Annotated in this window: 10 protein-coding genes and 2 rRNA genes (1 of these 12 running past the window's edge); 2 read left to right on the plus strand and 10 right to left on the minus strand. The window is 69.7% G+C overall.

The window, feature by feature from the left end; all coding sequences use genetic code 11:
• Positions 1–223: 223 nt before the first annotated feature.
• The 6 genes from O7614_RS00445 to O7614_RS00470 all read right to left on the minus strand — a co-directional run bounded on the left by O7614_RS00445 (position 224) and on the right by O7614_RS00470 (position 11,210).
• Positions 224–1,264 (minus strand): DUF3068 domain-containing protein, encoded by a 1,041-nt coding sequence (locus tag O7614_RS00445; protein ID WP_278136529.1) that lies wholly within the window; start codon positions 1,262–1,264, stop codon positions 224–226.
• A gap of 802 nt (positions 1,265–2,066) precedes the next feature.
• Complete coding sequence (locus O7614_RS00450) at positions 2,067–6,923, minus strand: alpha-(1->3)-arabinofuranosyltransferase family protein (RefSeq protein WP_278136530.1); 4,857 nt, start codon at positions 6,921–6,923, stop codon at positions 2,067–2,069.
• A gap of 59 nt (positions 6,924–6,982) precedes the next feature.
• On the minus strand, positions 6,983–8,425 hold the full coding sequence (locus O7614_RS00455) for a glycosyltransferase family 4 protein (protein WP_278136531.1): 1,443 nt from the start codon (positions 8,423–8,425) through the stop codon (positions 6,983–6,985).
• Positions 8,422–9,231: a glycosyltransferase gene (locus O7614_RS00460; RefSeq protein WP_278136532.1), complete on the minus strand. Its 810-nt coding sequence runs from the start codon at positions 9,229–9,231 to the stop codon at positions 8,422–8,424. The genes O7614_RS00455 and O7614_RS00460 overlap by 4 nt, the downstream gene beginning before the upstream one ends.
• A gap of 30 nt (positions 9,232–9,261) precedes the next feature.
• A complete protein-coding gene (locus O7614_RS00465) occupies positions 9,262–9,423 on the minus strand; it encodes a hypothetical protein (RefSeq protein WP_157742438.1) in 162 nt (53 codons plus the stop codon).
• Entirely contained in the window at positions 9,420–11,210 is a 1,791-nt protein-coding gene (locus O7614_RS00470; RefSeq protein WP_278136533.1) for a hypothetical protein, read from the minus strand. The genes O7614_RS00465 and O7614_RS00470 overlap by 4 nt, the downstream gene beginning before the upstream one ends.
• Before the next feature lie 230 nt (positions 11,211–11,440).
• Here O7614_RS00470 and O7614_RS00475 point away from each other — a divergent pair, with 230 nt between their 5' ends.
• A complete protein-coding gene (locus O7614_RS00475; RefSeq protein WP_278136534.1) occupies positions 11,441–12,688 on the plus strand; it encodes a polysaccharide biosynthesis protein in 1,248 nt (415 codons plus the stop codon).
• Positions 12,689–12,697: 9 nt separating this feature from the next.
• Here the strand turns inward: O7614_RS00475 and O7614_RS00480 are convergent, their stop codons facing one another.
• Positions 12,698–13,435, minus strand: a complete 738-nt coding sequence (locus O7614_RS00480; RefSeq protein ID WP_278136535.1) for an FkbM family methyltransferase — start codon at positions 13,433–13,435, stop codon at positions 12,698–12,700.
• A 103-nt stretch (positions 13,436–13,538) separates the two neighbouring features.
• The gene (nudC, locus tag O7614_RS00485) at positions 13,539–14,459 is read right to left on the minus strand and encodes an NAD(+) diphosphatase (RefSeq protein WP_278136536.1); all 921 of its coding nucleotides are present in this window, start codon (positions 14,457–14,459) and stop codon (positions 13,539–13,541) included.
• Positions 14,460–14,641: 182 nt separating this feature from the next.
• On the opposite strand from nudC, the gene O7614_RS00490 reads away from it, so the two are divergent.
• Entirely contained in the window at positions 14,642–16,462 is a 1,821-nt protein-coding gene (locus O7614_RS00490) for a VanW family protein (protein ID WP_278136537.1), read from the plus strand.
• A gap of 624 nt (positions 16,463–17,086) precedes the next feature.
• On the opposite strand, the gene rrf is transcribed toward O7614_RS00490, so the two are convergent.
• Both rrf and O7614_RS00500 read right to left on the minus strand, forming a co-directional pair.
• A 5S ribosomal RNA gene (gene rrf / locus O7614_RS00495) occupies positions 17,087–17,203 on the minus strand.
• A gap of 86 nt (positions 17,204–17,289) precedes the next feature.
• Positions 17,290–18,758: ribosomal RNA gene (locus O7614_RS00500) — 23S ribosomal RNA — on the minus strand (it continues 1,640 nt past the right edge of the window).

Consider the following 18,758-nt stretch of genomic DNA (forward strand, 5'->3'; position numbering starts at 1 on the left):
ACACGGAGTGTGACGCGACATTGACTAATTACAATAAAATAACGAATGTAAAGCGCTCGCCCGCCTCACTCGCCGCGAGCAGGACACGCGCTGGGCGATCACTGACGGATGCTGGATTTCGGCTGCGGCGCGGAAGCGGCAGTGAACACGACCGGGCCGGCCGACCCGGTCAGGTCGGCCGGCCCGGTCAGGTCGGCGGTGAGGTGGTGGTGTGTGTGATGGCCTACGGCTCGGCGCGCTCCGCGGCGTGACGTCCGCCGGCCGGTGCCGTGGACTCCTCGACCGGCTCCGGGGACCGCTGCGACGGCAGGTCGGTCGTCGGCCGGTCGTCGGCCTCCACCAGCGCCGCCTCGGGCCTGCGGCGACCCGCACGGACGACGAGGTACACGCCGATCAGCACCAGGGCGAGGCCGAGGAGACCGAGGATGACAGGCACCACTGTGGTCAGCAGGTTGATCTGACCACGCGCGTCCTTGGCAGCCTTTGCCTGCTGCTTCTGGGTGTCCTCGGTGAAGGCGAGGTCAGCGTCGATGATCTTGATCTTGTCCGCGCCGGTGCCGTCCCGGAGCGTCTGCAACTGCTTCTCCTGGCCCTTGACGATCACGCCACTGTCCGGCTCCACCCACAAGGTGCGGGTGTTGGCGTAGTAGCGGCCAGCGTTGACGACCTGCTCGGTCGAGCCCAGCAGGCTGCCCGGGACCTTGATCTCGCTGATCTGGATCGGCTCGACAGTCATCTCGAACTTGTAGACGGTCAACCCCTGCAACTTCTCCGTGCTCACGTACTTGGCGGGGTACGCCTTGCGAGCGGTGTTGTCGAAGTACTGGTAGGTCTTCTTCTCCGTCCCGAACGGGAAGGTGTACGTCAGGCCCTCGTGCTTGAAGGGCGCGCCGTTGATGTCCTCGGCGCAGCAGGCGACGGCCATCGCCGTACGCCGGTCGAGGGCCACCCGGTCCGTACTGAGCGTGATCTCCTTGTCGGCGTCGTCGATCACCCGGACACCGACGTTGAAGACCGCCCGGTCAGCGTTTCCGTCCTTGACATCGCCCCGGACGGCTCGGTGGGCGGTCAGGTTGACCCCGCTACGCTCCGACAGCGTGCCGAAATCAAGGACGGTCGCGTTCTGGGCCGTGGAGACCGTCACCGAACTCTGGTCCAGGGGCACCTTGACGAGAGCGGGCGCGACGACCAGCGGCGCCGCCACGGCCCCGACGATCAGGAACGTGCCCACCCCCACCAAGATGGCACCCGACGTAGATCGCATGTAACTCCTCCCCTTGTATTGGTCGACTAGTCGGCTGACAGTACATGACGAGACCGATTTCAGATATGGTCCGACGCGGCCTTCCGAGCCGTGCGGAACATGGTCGGATGCGGCCGTCCGGCTGTCACAACAAATGGGATGTCGAGGACCTGTGAGCCGACCTGCAAAAGCAGCCCCGAACAGCGGGGCAGGCCGTCCGGCCGAGCCGAATAGTGGTCGTACGGATGACTTCCTGCCCGCCCTGGAAGGCCTTCGGGCCGTAGCGGTGTTCGGGGTTCTCGTTCACCACGTGTCGTTCCTCAGCGGACTCACCTACTCGCCCGGACTCGCTGGTGGAGTGCTGGCCAGGATGGACGTGGGAGTGGCGATCTTCTTCGCCCTGTCGGGCTTCCTCCTGTACCGACCATTCGCCCGTGCGGCAATTCAGGCGCAGCCGGAACCGCCAGTACGCACATACCTCTGGCATCGCGCACTGCGCATTCTGCCCGGCTACTGGGCAATGACGGTTGTCGCACTGACCTGGCTCAACATCGATTACCTCAGGTCACTCTGGGACTGGGCAATACCCCTCCTACTCGTACACATATATGAACCATTGCGGCTGCCGGTCGGTATGGAACAGACCTGGAGCCTCGCCACCGAGGCGGTCTTCTACCTGGCGCTGCCGTTGATCGCGGCGCTCGGCCGACGGATGGGCGGTCGAACCCCGCTGGCGCGGGCCCGGCGCCAGCTGGCGCTCGGCATCGCACTCGTCCTGGTCGGTCTCGTGTGGAATGTGTACGCGCACGGGCCCGACTCGCCTCTACCTCAGATGTCGTGGCTCTGGCTGCCCGCCTTCCTGGACTGGTTCGGGATCGGGATCGTTTTGGCCGTTCTCGCCTCCTGGCCTCCCAGCACCACTTCCTCTCCGTTCCTCCCACATCTGGGGTCGGACGGGTCCGACCTCGGCGAGAAGGACCTGTGGTCCGGCACTCCGCGCGGACTGCGCGTCGTCACGTTCGCTCCCGGGACGTCGTGGCTGATCGCCGGCGTGCTGCTCTGGATCGCCAGCACGCCGATCGCCGGGCCCCGTGGCCTGGAATCGGCCACTCCGGTCGAGTCGGTCAGCGAGCACCTGCTGTTCCTGCTCATCACGTGGTGCGTGATCGCGCCGCTCGTCGGGCGGGGGTCCGGCGGGGTGCCCCGCGCCCTCCTGCTCCAGCCGCTGGTCAGATTCCTCGGCCGGATCTCCTACGGCATCTTCCTCTGGCACGTCCTCGCCCTCGAGGTGTGCTTCCGGCTGCTCGGCTTCACCCGGACGCAAAGCTCGTTCTGGGTGCTCCTGACGGTGACCCTGGCCCTGACCATCCCGGTCGCGGCCGCCAGTTACCACCTCATCGAGCGGCCGACGCAGCAGCTGCGGAGACTCCTGGAGAGGCGGGCCAACGACCGCCGGGCCGGAGCCTCGTCCGTCATCCCCATGGAAACGGCGGCGTCGCAGGCTACGACGTCGGGCCCAGCCGAGCAGCCGGCCCTCGCGACGCGACTCGTACTTTCCGCGAACCCGCCGGGAGCGCAGCACGAGGGCGGCGACAGCCAGGAGGAGCAGGGCCGTCGGGAGCACGCCGAGTAGCTCCGCCACCGGTTCCACGCTGACGCGCCACAACCACCACCGCTCGGACCCGTAGATCGCGAGCCCCACGGCGGCCGGCGCCCAGATCCACTCCGGGGTGGGCATCCGACGCCGGTGCAGCAGCACGACCAGCAGCGCACAGCCGAGGCCGAGCAGGCCGCCCAGCAGCGCCGGTACGCCGATCGCGAGCAGCGGCGCGGTCGCCAGGGTAGTCGGCACCACCGGGTAGGACGGTCGGTGGCGACGCGCGGGCAGCAGGGCCGCGACGACCAACAGCAGCAGCAGACCGCCGGCGACCCGCAGGATGATGTCGTACTGCCGGCCCGGTGTGAAGACCAGGTCGACCCGGCCGGCGGCACCGGCCGGCACGAGCCAGGCCTGTTTCCACCCGTCGACGCGGGTCGGTTCGAGCCGGACGCCGTCGAGCGTGGCACGCCAGCCAGGATTGGCGTTCTCCGGTACGACCAGGTAGCTGCTGCCACCGGGACCGACCTCGACCGACCGGTGCTGGTCGGTCCAGGAGAGCACGGTCACCGCCTGGCGGGCCGGTTCGTCGACCGTTCGCGCCACCGTCGTACCGCTGAGGATCACGCTGTCGACGACGAACCGGTCCGCCGGGGCGGAGATCTCGTTCTGACCGGCCCGCAGCGCGACCCGGTCGGCGTCCACCTTCGGCTTCGCCTTGGCCTTGGCCTTGGCCTTGGCTGCCGGCTCGACAGTGCACGCGCGGTACCGCAGTGGCCGCAGGTCGCGGATGTCGCGCAGGGTGCCGGAAAGGGTCGTCGGCACCGACGTGCCGTTGACGACGACCGTCGGCCCGGCACCACAGGGCAACGTCACGGAACTGTCGACGCCTCGGGGTTGGTTGGCCTCGGGCACACCCTCCACGTCGATGCCGCTCAGACCGACCGGAAGGGCCTCCAGCTCGAAGAATGCTGCCGATCGACTGTTGCGCGGCACCGTCGAGGTCACCGTGATGAAGAGCTTGCTCGTGCGCAGGGCCGGGAAGCGTGCCACTCCGTCCGGGTCGATGGCCACCTCCCGGATGCCGTCGTCGCCGGTGATCCGCAGTGTCCTCGGCGGTGCCGCGACCAGGTTTGCCCCGAACCGCAACCGCACCCAACTGACCTTCCGGGCCTTGGCCCAGCGCAGTGTCACTGTCGGCTGGGCGTCGTACGGGTCCGCCAACCAACTCGTACCGTCGTCGCCGTCGCCCAACGCCCGCGACGAGGCGACCGGGTCGGCGTACCAGGCGCTGGACGTCGTGAAGGTCTCACCGCCCACCGTCTCGTCGTACACGGAGAGAGCGGTGGCCGGCGTCGGACGGGCCAGGCCGGTGAGCGCGGCGGTCGATGCGCTCGGCAGATCGAAGCGACGGGGCGCGAGGCCGGTCTCCTCGGCCCGACGGATCAGGTCGGGCGCGCAGAGGTAGTGGTCGTCGACGGCGGCGCAGGCCGGTCGGTCGACTGCCCTCCGGGCCAGCGCGACGACCTCCGCTGCGCCGCTGGTCTCGGGCAGTGCCGGCAGCCGCAGGTAACGCCCAGGGCTCACCCCCGGCACCCGAAGGTCCCGGATGCCCGCGCGCCGGCCCGGCACGTCCATGCCGGAGACGCCGTCGATGGTGACGCGGATCCAGGTGGTACGCCCCGCCGGAATCGCCAACCGCTGCGGGGCTCGCCCGGCGTCGGTCATCTGGTGCACGGAGGTACCGCTGGCCGTACTGACCTCGACCCGGGTGACCGGTGCGGCGATCTCCTCGTCGTCGACCACCTGTAGGTCCACGAAACCGACCTGGACCGCACCCGGGAACCGGAAATCCAGCCACTGGCCCACCGGTCTGCGGGCGCCGTCGGTCAACCAGGCCGTACCGCTGTCGCCGTCCAGGGCCGCGAACGGCCCGGCGGACGGGTCGCGCAGCCCGGCCGGACCGGCGACGTCGGCCGCGCTGGAGGAGGCCTGCACATCGGTGATCCCGGTGTATGCGGCCGAGGTGAACGACGCGTCCCAGGCGGGTTCGAGGACGTCGTGGACCGCGCGCACCTGCCGTGGCCGGTCGTCGGCGGTGAACGTCCGCGAGGTGTTGCCCCGGACAATTCCGAAGTCGACCTCCCGGCGGCGAAGGCTGTCGGCGAGCACCGTGCCCGCACCCGGGATGGCTGGGCCATCGCCGTTGAGGATCACCGGCCGGTTGCCGAGAACACCGGCGTCGCTGAGATCAAGCAGGGTCTCCGGCGCGCCGACCAGGTCGAGCGGCTGCGCCGCATCCGCCAGGGTGACCCGAGAGGTCGGCCGGTCCACCTGGTAGATCTCCACCGCGGGGTACGTCTTGCGCAGCCCGTGGTCCCAGGCCCCGAAGAAATCCGGCGGCAGTCCCACACCCGGCCCGAATTCGGCGACCCTGGACAACCCGGGTGCGTTGTCCAGTGTCCGGTGCACCAGGAGCGGCCAGGCGACGGCGCCGACGGGTTGACGCAGGTCGTTGCGGACGAGCAGGTAGCGCACGCCGAGTCGGGCCAGGACGTCGGTCAGGCCCGGGGAGATCGCACCCGAGGCGAGTCGCTCATCGATGGCGGAGAGCAGCCGCGCGTTCCCCGCGGAGCCGCCCGGTACCAGTGAACGTACCGCCCACGGCGAGTCCAGCAGGGGCTGGACCGGCTCGTCCAACGGGCGACCCCAGTCGTACTCGGCGAAGTTGGACCCGGGCACGAGCAGCGTGGTACCCGGGCCGGCGTGCCGGTCGAGCCAACCGGTCGCCTGCCTCCAGTGCTCCGGCAGGGCCGGGAAGCCGCCGCCCGCGGTGAGGCCCGCGCTGCCCGCGCCGGCGGTCACCGCCACGAGGGCGGCGGCGGTGACTCCCAGCGCCACCCGCCGGGGCGCCATCCCCGTGGGTCGGGAGAACCGGCGGATGACGGCGATCAGACCGACGGTGTCCAGCATGTGCGCGGTGGCCAGGGCCAGCGGTAGTCGGACGACGACGTCGAACTTGTGCAGATTGCGGAGTGCGGCCAGCGGGCCGTCGAGGGCCTCCCGCACGGACGCGGCGAACGGTGCTCCACCGTTCGCCAGGTTCCCCGCGGTCAGCGTCAACAGCCCGACCAACGCCGCGACGAGGAGGAATCGCCGCTCGGGCAGGTCCCGACGGGCCAGGCCGGCCAGCCCGACGCAGGCGAGCAGGCCGGTGAGCAGGGCCATCCAGGGCACCGTGGCGAGGGCCCACCCCGAGGGCCACCAGGGCAGACCGTCGACAACCAGATGACCCACCCAGTGGGTGGCGCCACGCACGGCCTCCGGAAGGGAGGTCACGCCGGCCGTCACCGCGGCGCTCTCGGTGAACGGCAGGAACGCGAAGCCGTACCGCTGGAGGAGCAGCAACGGCGCCAGCCACCAGAAGGTGGCCGCCACCATCGCCACCGTCCAGCAGGCCAGCAGGCGGAATCGCCGCTTCCCGGGCGCACGCGTCACCAGGTAGAGGAAGGCCGGGAGGACGGCACACGCGACGGCCGCGCCGTTCACCCCGCCCATGCAGACCACCGCCAGGCCGCTGAGCGCTGCCGCCCGCCGCAGCGAGCCGCCCGCCGCTCCCTTGACCAACGGCAGCAACACCCACGGTGCGACGCAGTACGGCAGCAGTTCCACCGAGACGGTGCCGACCAGGGTCAGCGCCCGGGGCGAGAGGGCGAACACCGCGCCGGCCACCAGGCGGGACGCGGGGCCACCGAGGTCCAGGGCACGGGCCAGGCGTACCACGCCGGTGAGGGCGACGCAGAGCAGCATCGCCATCCACAGCCGCTGGACAAGCCAGGCCGGGAGACCGATCGCCTCACCGAGGAGGAAGAACGGACCCATCGGGAAGAAGTAGCCGACGGCCTGGTTCTGCAGGGTTCCGAACTGCCAGTCGACGACCCACAGGTGGGTGGCGCGGGCGAGAAACCCGCCCGGGTCCAGGGCCATGTCCAGTTTCGTGTCGGGCACGACGAGACCCGGGCTCTGGGTGACGCACAGGCCGATCAGCGCGAGGCAGACCAGCAGCTCACGGAGGCGCCACACCGCCCGGGACACCGTCGCGGACGGCACCCCGGGAGCACGACGAGCGGTCGACCACGCGGTCAACACTGCCGTACCGGAACTCCGGTGAGGAGTTCGTCTCGACTCGCCCTCGACTCTGTCACGGCGTCCTCGGGTACGCCGACGTCGCGGAGCACCCGCCGGATCGCCGCCGGATCGGCACCCGGCACCAGGATCCACAGACTCCGCTGGTCGAGCGCGACGTGCCGGGTGTGGGGCAGCAGTGGTGCCACCCGGGCGAGAAGATCGTTCGGCTCGGGCGTCCGGACCACGAGACAGGCGTCGCCGGACGCCCACGGCACCGCGCGTGCGGCGAGCAGGTCCCCGAGGACCGCGCGGACCCGCCGGCCGGTGTCCGCCCAGCGGAACGCATCACTCCACTGTCGACACTCGTCCGCCATCCGGTCCGCCTCGGCGGGGGTGGCGACAGAGTCCAGCGCGCGGTCCAGCCCAGCGGCGAGATCACCGGCCGGGTGCTCGCCCTCAGACACCAACCACCCGGTCCGGCCGGGTCGTACGGCGTCGCGCAGGCCGTCCACGTCGAAGGCGACAGTGGGCAGCCCGGCGGCGGCAGCCTCCACCACCACGAGACCCCAGCCCTCACCCCACGAGCCGGAGACGTGCAACCAGGCGGCGGCCAGCAGCGCGTCCCGCTCGGCGGAGGGCAGGTGACCGTGGACCGTCACCACGTCGTTCAGCCCACGCTCGTCGACCTGCCCGCGGACCGCCTCCACGTCCGGCCCGCCACCGACGATGTCGAGGCGCAGGTCGGGCCGCTCGGACCGCAGTTGGTCGACGGCGTCGAGCACCAGGTCGACCCGCTTGTGCCGAGTCACCCGCCCGACGCAGACCAGTCGGGGGTGCTCGTCCCGGGACCGGCGTGGGGGATGGTCGGCATCCGCTCCGTTCGGCACCACGACCACCGGGCCGGTCCAGCCGAGCCGGTCGCGTACAGCAGTAGCCGTGGAGGGCGAGACCGCGAGGGTCACGCAACGGCGGTAGACCCGGCGGGCGACGGGCCCCTCCAGCCACGCCCCGAAGCGACCGACCAGCGGCCCGAAGTACAGCCGGAACTGCCGATCGTGCACATGGTGGATCACGCAGACCACCGGCACGCTCGTCGGCAGGACCGCCGGGCTGAAGAAGGGGATGCCGTTCTGACAGTCCAGCACGGCGTCGAACTGACGTCGGCGGCGCGACAACCAACCCAGCGCCCGGGGGTAGATGCTCCACCGGCCACCGACCCGGACGATCCGGATGCCGTCGCGAACCTCGTCGCCGCGGCTGCCTTTGGGCCGGGCGGTCAGGAAGGTGACCTGCGCGCCGGCGGTCACCAGATCACGGGCGACCTGCCAGGCGTAGACCTCGGCGCCCCCGGCATCGGGATGCCACGGGTCCTTCCAGTTGAGCACGGCGATCCGGCGGCCCACCACCGGGACGTCGGTGGTGGGAGCCGCAGCGACCGGGGAAGATCCGACACTCACGGCCGCAATCCAACAGTGGCGGCACCAGTGGTCACGTCGGGGGCCACCGGGATGGCGACGACCGGCACCGGCGTGGTGGAGACGGCATTGGCGTGACGAAGCCGCCAGCGGATCTTCGCGACGTCCACGAAGCTCTGCCAGCCGTGGCGGACCGGGGAGAAGCGGGAACCGGGCACGTCCACCCAGTTGACCGGGATCTCCTGCAGCCGGGCACCCGCCCGCTCGACGCGTCCCAGCACCTCCACGTCGAAGGCGAACCCGCCGCACCGCAGTGGCGCGAACGCGCGCCGCGCGACGTCGCCGCGGAAGAACTTGAACCCGCACTGCGTCTCGCCCACGCTGCGGACCACCTGCCGGACCGCGCCCCGGAACGCCACCGCGCCCCACCGGCGGAGCAGACTGTGCCGCTCCTGGACCACCGACTCGGGGTGTGCCCGCGAACCGACCACCACGTCGACGCCCTTGGTCAGCAGGCCGAGCACCTGCCCGAGGTTGTCCGGCGCGGTGGCCAGGTCCGCGTCGCAGAAGCCGACGTAGCGCGCGTCGCTGGCGAGCACACCGGTCCGCACCGCGAACCCCTTTCCTCGCTCGCCACACCACAACAACCGGACGGGGACCGTGCCGGGCAACGCGGACGACACCACCTTGGCGGTCGCGTCGGTGCTGGCGTTGTCGACCACTGTCACCCGGCAGGGCACATCGAGACCGGCCAGCGCCGCCCGGAGCAGGAGCAGGGTGTCCGGCAGTCGGTCCGCCTCGTTGAAGGCCGGCACCACGACGTCGAGTACGACCGCATCTGACGACACGTCAGGAGGTAGGCCCTCCATGGAGGGCCGTCAGCGCTCGCCGTACACGATGATGGGCTGCTCCACGTTGGCAGGCTTGGTGTTGCTGTTGGTGATGGTGGACGTCCCGATCGAGACGGCCAGAATTCCCAGCACAGCCCCCACCGCGGCGGCGACGACCGCGGTCAGGAGGGGATTGAAGGATGCCTTCATTGACGATCCCTTCGACAAGAGGTACCGGACAGTAACATGCACCGCCGTCGTGCTGAGGGGTACGAAAGGGCGATCATCAGGGTGACCCCGAGTACCGAATACCCCAGCGTGGGAACAATGCCGACAGTCTCCGATGAGCCGGAAGAACCGCCATCACACAGACAGAACAGTGTCAATGTCGAGCCGCGCCGAATCAGGTCGGCGTCCACGAAACGGCTCTCGACCTCGGCGGCGTCGGGTTGATCGGTTTGAATGAGCACATATCGCACGCCAAGCCGACGAAGGGCGGGGCCGGGATCACCAGGTGCCGCCAACACCGCCGCCACCCGATCGGCTTCACGGCTCTCACCCCTGATCCGGTCCCGGCCGACCAGTACGTCCTGGTCCCCGATCACCGGTCGGCGGAACGCCCGTGCCGCCGGGTCAAGCACGGGCACGTTGCCCGCCCACCGGTAGGCACGAAATGACGACCAGGGCAGCGAGACCAGGCTTCCGCCGGCCGGGTCCCGGTTGACCACCGCACGCACCTCCGCCCACTCGGCGGGGTACCGCACCGTGTCGAGTTGACCGCTGAGACCCCAGGCCAGACCAGGGAGGAGCAACACCGGGGCGAACGCCACCAGCGGGGTCAACGCGCGAGCGCCCGTCCTTATCACCGACTCCACCAGCATCCCGAGACCCACCGCCTGGAGCAGCGCGAGCGGCGCGAGCAGGCGGGTGCTGTCCCGGACGGACCCGACCAGCGGAACATGCTCGACCAGCGCGGTCACCCACCGCGTGCCTCCCGGCAAGGCCGGAACGACAGCGATCACGGTGCCCAGCACGGCACCGACGAGCAGTCCCCACCAGGCCGCCGACGGCCACCGGCGACGGGTCAGCCCGAACCCCCAGACCGCCGCCGCCGCGAGCGTCAGCGCGAGCAGGGCGACCGGCCACTGGTCACGGCCGACCGGCACGGCGTGCCGGCTCCAGACACCGCCGAGCGTGACGACACTGCCGAGTACGCCGAGTGGCGTGTCCGCCCGGGCGGCGAACGCGGCGACTCCCCGCTCGTCGAGATCGATCCCACCGCCGCGCTGGGTCAGCGCCAGCAGCCACGGGGCGGTGAGGCCGGCCAGCGTCGCGGCGCCCGCGACGACCGCCCGCCACTGGCGGGCCAGGGCCAACGCCGGCGCGCAGGTCAGCACCGCCGCCGACACCATCGCGGGACCACCCAGCACCACCGCGAGGCCACCGGCCACCGCCGAGCGCCGGCTCGGGCCCGCACCCTCGGGCGGATCAGTGCCGTCCGCCCGGCGTCGCAGCACCCCCAGCACCCAGGCGTACGCCCAGGGCAACGCGGCGTACCCGGCGGTCACCGCCCACTGCCCGAGGTGCAGCCGGCCGTACACCCAGGGGTTCCAGACGTACCCGAGTCCGGCGGCGACCCGCGCCAACGGGTGACCGACGGGCGCCAACCGGGCGGCACCCACCGCGGCCAGCGCGAGGCAGCCGGCCAGGAGCGCCTTCTCCGCCAGGTCCGCGGGGAGCAACTGGGACAGGCCGACCGCGAGCAGCTCGCTGGGCACCGCACGCGGCAGCTCCGAGCCGCTGCCCCAGACCGTCGCGCCGAACGGCGGATCCGGCACGAACACCAGGTCGTAGCGGAGGAGGTAACCCCGGCGGAGCACCGGGCCGAGGATCGCGACGGCCACGCCGAGCCCGAGCACGACCTCCGGCCACCAGCGACGGAGTACGACGGCAGCGCGGCGCAGCGCCGTGCCGAACTCCGGTATCGGTCGGTGCACACGGACCCCCACAGACCTGGACGGGAAGCGGGCCCGACGTCGCACCCGGGGCTCCGGACAGCACTCTAGAGCCTGCCTCGCGAGGGCGGACTCCGCCGCCGAGCAGTCCTTGTGGAGACAGCCCTAGGCACAGGGCGAGCACGGGGGTACCTTGCCTGACGAGCTGACCGCGTCGAGGTCGCTCGGCTCAGGGCACAGCCGATCCCTCCGGCGAACCGACATGAGGCGCGATGACAGAGACGACGGCCGGGTCCGGTCCGGGCCGGCTGGGAGCGGCCGGCGCGGCGGTGGCGGTCGCCGCGATGGTGACGAACGGCCTGGCCTACCTGCTTCCCATGGTCGGCGCCCGGCACCTGGCGGCCGAGGAGCTGAGTGTGCTGGCCACCGTGCTGGCTCTCGTCGCGATCGCCGGGGTGGCGGGCGTGGGGCTGCAGATGGCAATAGCCGTGCATCGTGCCCGCCAGCCCGGCGCACCGACCGCGCGCGTCACAGTCGTCACCGCCGCGGTCGCCGCCGGCGCCGTCGTCGTGGCCACGCCACTGCTGGTGACCGCCCTCCGGCTGTCCCTGACGGTCGTGGCACTGGTGGCCGCCACGACCTTCGCGGTCGTCCTGGCCGGCCGGTGGCTCGGTGAGCTACAAGGCGAGCAGCGGTTCGTCCGCCTCGCCTGGGCGATGGTCGTGTTCGCCGTCGGGCGGTACGCCGGCATGGTCGTCACCCTCGCCCTCGGCGCCGGCGTCGTGGACACGCTCCTCGCCGGCCTGGTGAGCGCGTACCTCGTCCTGCCGATGCTGGCCTGGATCGCCCGCCCGGCCCCCGCGACCGGGGGCAACCCCGTGAGAGTCGGGACCGCCCTGCGGGTCCGGCAGGTCCTGAGCGCCGGCACCGCCGCGCTGGCGATGCTCGTGGTGTCGTACGCCGACCTGATCTTCGCCCGCCAACTGTTGTCGCCGGCGGACTCCGGGGCGTACTCCGTCGGCACCGTCCTCACCAAGGGCGCGCTCTGGGCACCTCAGGTGATCACGGTGTTGGCGCTGCCCCGCCTCGCCGTCGGTGATCGCCGCCTGCGCACCACCATGCTCGCGATCATCGGCGCCTGCGGTGCCGTCCTCGTCATCGCCTCGGCCCTGGCCGGCGGTTTCGCGTTCCGCCTGGCCGGCGGTGTCGACTACGCGCAACTGGGCGAGTATGCCCCGTTCTTCGCCGCCACCGGAGCGCTCTACGCCCTGGTGTTCGCGGTGGTCAACGCGAAGATCGCGGCCGGCGCGCGGTGGCCGTCCGCGCCGCTCTGGGTGGCCGCCGGTGTGCTGGCCGTCCTGACCATGCTCGTCGCACCACGGACCTTTCAGGGGATCATGTGGTGCGCTCTCGCCGTCGCCGCGGCGACCGCGCTGGTGATGGTCTGCACGCCGGCACGGCGGGACGTGCCGCACCGGCCCTCGTCGACGAGCTCCGTCGAACACCAGACTGTCGGCTGACCGCCCAGGTCAGCTGCCTTCGCGCTTGAACAACACCGAGTTGACGTAACGCGGCCGTGGAAGCACGACACGTCGGGCCAGGCTCTGGGTGACCCGCGCTATCGCGCCCCGCTGGTTACCCCGGATGTCGAAGTCGGCGAGCGGCACCCATTCGCGCTCCGGCAGCACGTAGCCGCGGTAGCCCCACTCGTCCAGCAGATCGACGATCGGGGCGATCGGCTGGATCCTCTCCTCGACCTCGATCAACAGCACCGGGCCGTCCCGGTCGATGGTCTGGGCCGCACCGCGCAACGCCGACAGCTCGTGACCCTCCACATCGATCTTGACGAACCGCACGTCGTGGAGGCCGAGACCGTCGATCGTGACCCGTGGGACGGTGACCGACGTCGAACTGCCGTCAGCCAGTTCGAGGGACGACGTGCCGACAGCCGGACCGTCCTTCGGCAGGAACAGCTCCGCGCTGCCCTCGTGGTCCGACGCCACCGCACGGACGACCCGCACCTCGGGGAACGCACTCGAAATGCTGCGCGCGAGTGTCTCGTTCGGTTCGATGGCGACGACCTGGTCGGCCCGCTTGCGCATCCGCTGGGTCCACGGCCCGTACCAGGCGCCCACGTCGAGGGCCGTGCCACCGGCGGGCATGAACTCCGCGAGGCACGCGAGTTCCGGCTCCACCCGGGGATAGACGGCCCGGATCGCTCCCGCGACGACCCGGTCGGGTAGGAGCGACGCCACACGCGAACTCACTGCGGTCACCAGACCGGTCGAAGACGGCATGAGCGCAAAGGGTACGGGCCGGCGACACACCTGAACAGGTGTACTTACTACCGAGTAGCACCAGGCCGATCGGTCAGGACTCTCCTGCCAACCAGTCCTCCAGGAGGCGGTGGTCGATCGCGTCCACCCGACCCAGCGAACGGCCGGACGCCACCCGCTCCCGCAGCTCCGCGCGGGTGAACCACCGCGCCTCCAACAACTCCTCGCCGTCGACGCGTACCTCGTCGGACGTGGCGGTCGCCCGGAAACCGACCATCAGGCCGGCCGGAAACGGCCACGCCTGCGACCCCTGGTAGGTCACGTCGGTGACGGTCACGCCCGCCTCCTCGGCCATCTCCCGACGGACCGCGTCCTCCAGGCTCTCGCCGACCTCGACGAACCCGGCCAGCGTCGAGAACGCGTCCTCGGGTGCGCCCGCGTGCCGGGCCAACAAACACCGCCCCGGCGATCCGGGTGCCTCGACCAACACGATGATCGCCGGTTCGATCCGGGGAAACAGCAGCCGCCCGCACTCCCCGCCGGTGCAGGCCCGCAGGTGCCCGCCGCCGCCGGCGACGGCCGGCGCACCGCACGTCCCGCAGAACCGCTGCTGCCGGTGCCAGTGCAACAACCCCCTGGCGTACGCCTGGACCGCCGCGTCGCCCGGCTCAAGCCGCCCGACCAGCGCCCGGACGTCGACGGCACGCGCCGCACCGGCCATCTCGGCGGCGGACCGCTCGGGAAACGCGGACAGGTCCGCGGCGAACACGGCCACGTCCCCGTCCAGCCCAAGGAACACGGTCTCACCGGCGGCGGAGCGGACCAGCGACGCCCGATCCGCGGTGAGCCGCACCGGGCCGTCCCCGTCGACGAGACAGCGGTCCCGCCACATCGGCAGCACGACTGTGGTCGGCTCGGCCAGCAGCGCGTCCACCCGGGTCGGGTCTGTCCGCAGCGGACCTGCCCGGTCCAGCCAACCGCCGCCGTACGCCAACACCCGTTCCGCTGTGTCCACGAGGCCACCGTGCCACGTCTCCGGCCCCCAGCCGGCAGCGACCCCGCGGTCGTGCGACACGCCGGGAGACACGCCGTACCTGGACTGGGTGGGCGTAGCCGCGAAGGACCGCCGGGCATTCGTTACCGTAGGTGCCTCCGGGAGTGGGAAACTCCTGCGGCACCCTGGCGATCGAGGTACCAGTGACGCTGTACGGCGAAAAGACTCCGCCCGCCGACGACCGGCCCACCGTGCAGGTCACCGCGGTCACCTGGCCCGACGACGGGCCGGCCACCGTGACGGCGCCCGGCCCCGGCGAGCCGGCGGGCAGCACGCGCCGCCCCCGCCGGATGCGGATGTTGCTCGCCGCCGGCGTCACCGGGGGTGTGTTCGCCGCGGTGGCAGGTGCGGGTGCCTGGGCGTACGCCGGAGATGTTCCTCGCGGCACCACCGTGCTCGGCGCCGAGCTGGGCGGCCGGAGCCGCGCGGACGCCGACCGGGCGTTGCGGGCGGAGCTGGCCCGGCGGGCGGCGGCACACACCAAGCCGCTGAGCGTCACCGTCGACGGCCGCACCGCCGAGATCAACCCGGCCGACGTGGGGCTGGAGGTCGACGTGCCGGCGACCGTCGCGGCAGCGGCTGCGGCCGACGCGCACCCGGTCAGCCGCCTGGTCGGCTCTCGCACTGTCGACCCGGTGGTCACCGTCGACGTGAGCCGGTTGGATGACGCCCTCCGTAAGGTCCTCGGCGACCAGGCCCAGGGCATGACCATGCCGGCGATCACCTATCAGGGCACCACGCCGAAGGTGGTGCAGCCCAAGCCCGGGCTGGCCCTGGATCCGGAGCGCTCCGCCGAGGTGGTCCGCGCTGGCTGGCTGGCCGGCGCACCGATCACCGTGCCGCTGGTGGAGAGCCACCCGACGACCACCCCGGAGGAACTGGACCGGCTGGTCAACGAGCTGGCGAAGCCCGCTGTCGCCGCGCCCGTCACCCTCCGCACGACCAAGGGTTCGTTGAAGGTCCCACCCGCCGCCATCGCGAAGAGCCTGCGGTTCACCGCCGACAAGACCGGCAAGCTGACCCCGTCGGTGGACGTCAAGCGACTGCGGGCCGCACTCGGCGACGACCTGAACGCCATCGAGGTGCCGGCCAAGGACGCCACCATGACCATCTCCGGTGGCCGCCCCGCCGTCACCGACGGGCGACCCGGTCAACAACTGGACACGGCGACCCTGGGTCAGGACCTGCTGGCCGTGCTACCGAAGTCGGACGGTCGTGAGGTGACCGGCGAGCTGAAGCCGACGCAACCCGAGCTGACTGCGGAGAAGCTGTCCAGCCTGGGCATCAAGGAGCGGGTGTCCACCTTCACCACCCGATTCACCGGCGGCCTGGCCTCGTCGCGCAGCCAGAACATCGTCACCATCGCCAAGGACGTCGACAACACGGTCGTCCTGCCCGGAAAGACGTTCTCCCTGAACGGCCACACCGGTGAACGCGGCTACGCCCAGGGCTACCGTGACGCGCCGGTCATCCTCAACGGCAAACTGGTGCCGGGCGTCGGTGGTGGCACCTCGCAGTTCACCACCACGCTCTTCAACGCGACCTACTACGCCGGGCTGGAGGACGTCGAGCACAAGCCGCACTCGTACTGGTTCGACAGGTACCCGGCGGTCATCGAGTCGACGATCTTCTGGCCGGACCTGGACTTCAAGTTCCGCAACAACACCGAGTACGGCCTCCTCATCGACACGTCGTACACGTCCAGCACGATCACCGTGTCGATCTGGAGCACGAAGATCTACGACAGCGTGAAGACGCAGTACGGCCCTCGCCGCAACATCACCACGCCCAAGCTGATCCACCTGGAACCCGGCCCGTCGTGCATCGCGACGAACGGGATCAACGGCTTCACCCAGGACGCCTTCCGGGTCATCAAGAAGGGTGGAGCAGTGGTCAAGCGGGAGAAGTTCACCTGGCGCTACGACGCGGAGCCCCGCTACGTCTGCGGCCCGAAGCCTTCCTGAGTCGCAAGGGTCGTCCCGCGCGTTTCCCGTAGCCTCCGGCGCGCAGCAGGCCGACAAGCTCGCGCTGCCGGGCGTCGTCGGCCTCGGCGCGCGCCGGCCTCGCCACGCCCTCAACTTGAGCCGACAAGCAGGCCCGTTCGGTCCCTGGTCCGTCCCTATCCGCCGGTCCTCCAGGCCGCCCAAGTGCGTCGGGCCTGGCGGTGGATGATCGACTCGGTTTCGTCCATGTCGGGGTGTCACCGAGCTGCGGATACCGCGGTTTCAGTGAAGCCGGTTCGATCAGGTCTTCGTTGTCGCACCGGGCGCGGCGCTGGACGGAATCCTGGGCCTCGATGCGCTCGTATTCCGCGCCGGTCGCCCGTAGAGCGGCCCTCGGTCGGAATCTTGGACAGTTTCCGTTCACGCTTGACGGAAACTCTCCAAGATCTCGACCGGAAACCCGCCCCGATCCCCGCCTGCGGCCAGGACAGCGGATACGGGCCAGGCGTAGCGGCGCGGGGGCCCGCGAGTGCGGGCTATTCGGCGCTGCGGGATGCCTCGGCATCACTGAAACCAGGTTTCCGCGACTGCACTCCAACGCAGAAAGGGCCACCCCCGATGGGGGTGACCCTTTCTGAAAAGTTTGTCCGGCGGCGTCCTACTCTCCCACACCCTCACGAGTGCAGTACCATCGGCGCTGGAGGGCTTAGCTTCCGGGTTCGGAATGTAACCGGGCGTTTCCCCTCCGCCATGACCGCCGTAACTCTATGAACATATCAAACAACCCCGGGCACACACACGCGGGTGTTCGCTCGTTCAGAGTTGCACAGTGGACGCGTAGCAGCTTAGTAGTCAAGTCCTCGGCCTATTAGTACCGGTCAACTGAACCCGTTACCGGGCTTACATTTCCGGCCTATCAACCCAGTCGTCTAGCTGGGGGCCTTACCCCACAAAGTGGGTGGGATACCTCATCTTGAAGCAGGCTTCCCGCTTAGATGCTTTCAGCGGTTATCCCTTCCGAACGTAGCTAACCAGCCGTGCCCTTGGCAGGACAACTGGCACACCAGAGGTTCGTCCGTCCCGGTCCTCTCGTACTAGGGACAGCCCTTCTCAAGTATCCTACGCGCACGGCGGATAGGGACCGAACTGTCTCACGACGTTCTAAACCCAGCTCGCGTACCGCTTTAATGGGCGAACAGCCCAACCCTTGGGACCTGCTACAGCCCCAGGATGCGACGAGCCGACATCGAGGTGCCAAACCATCCCGTCGATATGGACTCTTGGGGAAGATCAGCCTGTTATCCCCGGGGTACCTTTTATCCGTTGAGCGACACCGCTTCCACTCGCAAGTGCCGGATCACTAGTCCCGACTTTCGTCCCTGCTCGACCTGTCAGTCTCACAGTCAAGCTCCCTTGTGTACTTGCACTCAACACCTGATTGCCAACCAGGCTGAGGGAACCTTTGGGCGCCTCCGTTACCTTTTAGGAGGCAACCGCCCCAGTTAAACTACCCACCAGACACTGTCCCTGAACCGGATAACGGTCCGAAGTTAGATACCCAAATCAACCAGAGTGGTATTTCAAGATTGCCTCCACCCATACTGGCGTATGGACTTCACCGGCTCCCACCTATCCTACACAAGCTAATTCGAGTACCAATGTCAAGCTATAGTAAAGGTCCCGGGGTCTTTCCGTCCTGCCGCGCGTAACGAGCATCTTTACTCGTACTGCAATTTCGCCGGGCCTGTGGTTGAGACAGTGGGGAAGTCGTTACGCCATTCGTGCAGGTCGGAACTTACCCGACAAGGAATTTCGCTACCTTAGGATGGTTATAGTTACCACCGCCGTTTACTGGCGCTTAAGTTCTCCGCTTCGCCCCAAAGAGCTAACAGGTCCCCTTAACGTTCCAGCACCGGGCAGGCGTCAGTCCATATACATCGAATTACTTCTTCGCATGGACCTGTGTTTTTAGTAAACAGTCGCTTCCCCCTGCTCTCTGCGGCCATACAACGCTCCACCCGCGCGGGGCTTCACGTCTCCGGCCCCCCTTCTCCCTAAGTTACGGGGGCAATTTGCCGAGTTCCTTAACCACAGTTCGCCCGATCGCCTCGGTATTCTCTACCTGACCACCTGTGTCGGTTTGGGGTACGGGCCGCTAAGAACTCGCTAGAGGCTTTTCTCGGCAGCATAGGATCACTGACTTCACCTGAATCGGCTCGGCATCACGTCTCAGCCTTCATGTGGTGCGGATTTGCCTACACCACGGCCTACACGCTTACCCCGGCACAACCACCGGCCGGGCTCAGCTACCTTCCTG

It is taken from the genome of Micromonospora sp. WMMD961 (assembly GCF_029626145.1).
Classification (GTDB): domain Bacteria; phylum Actinomycetota; class Actinomycetes; order Mycobacteriales; family Micromonosporaceae; genus Micromonospora.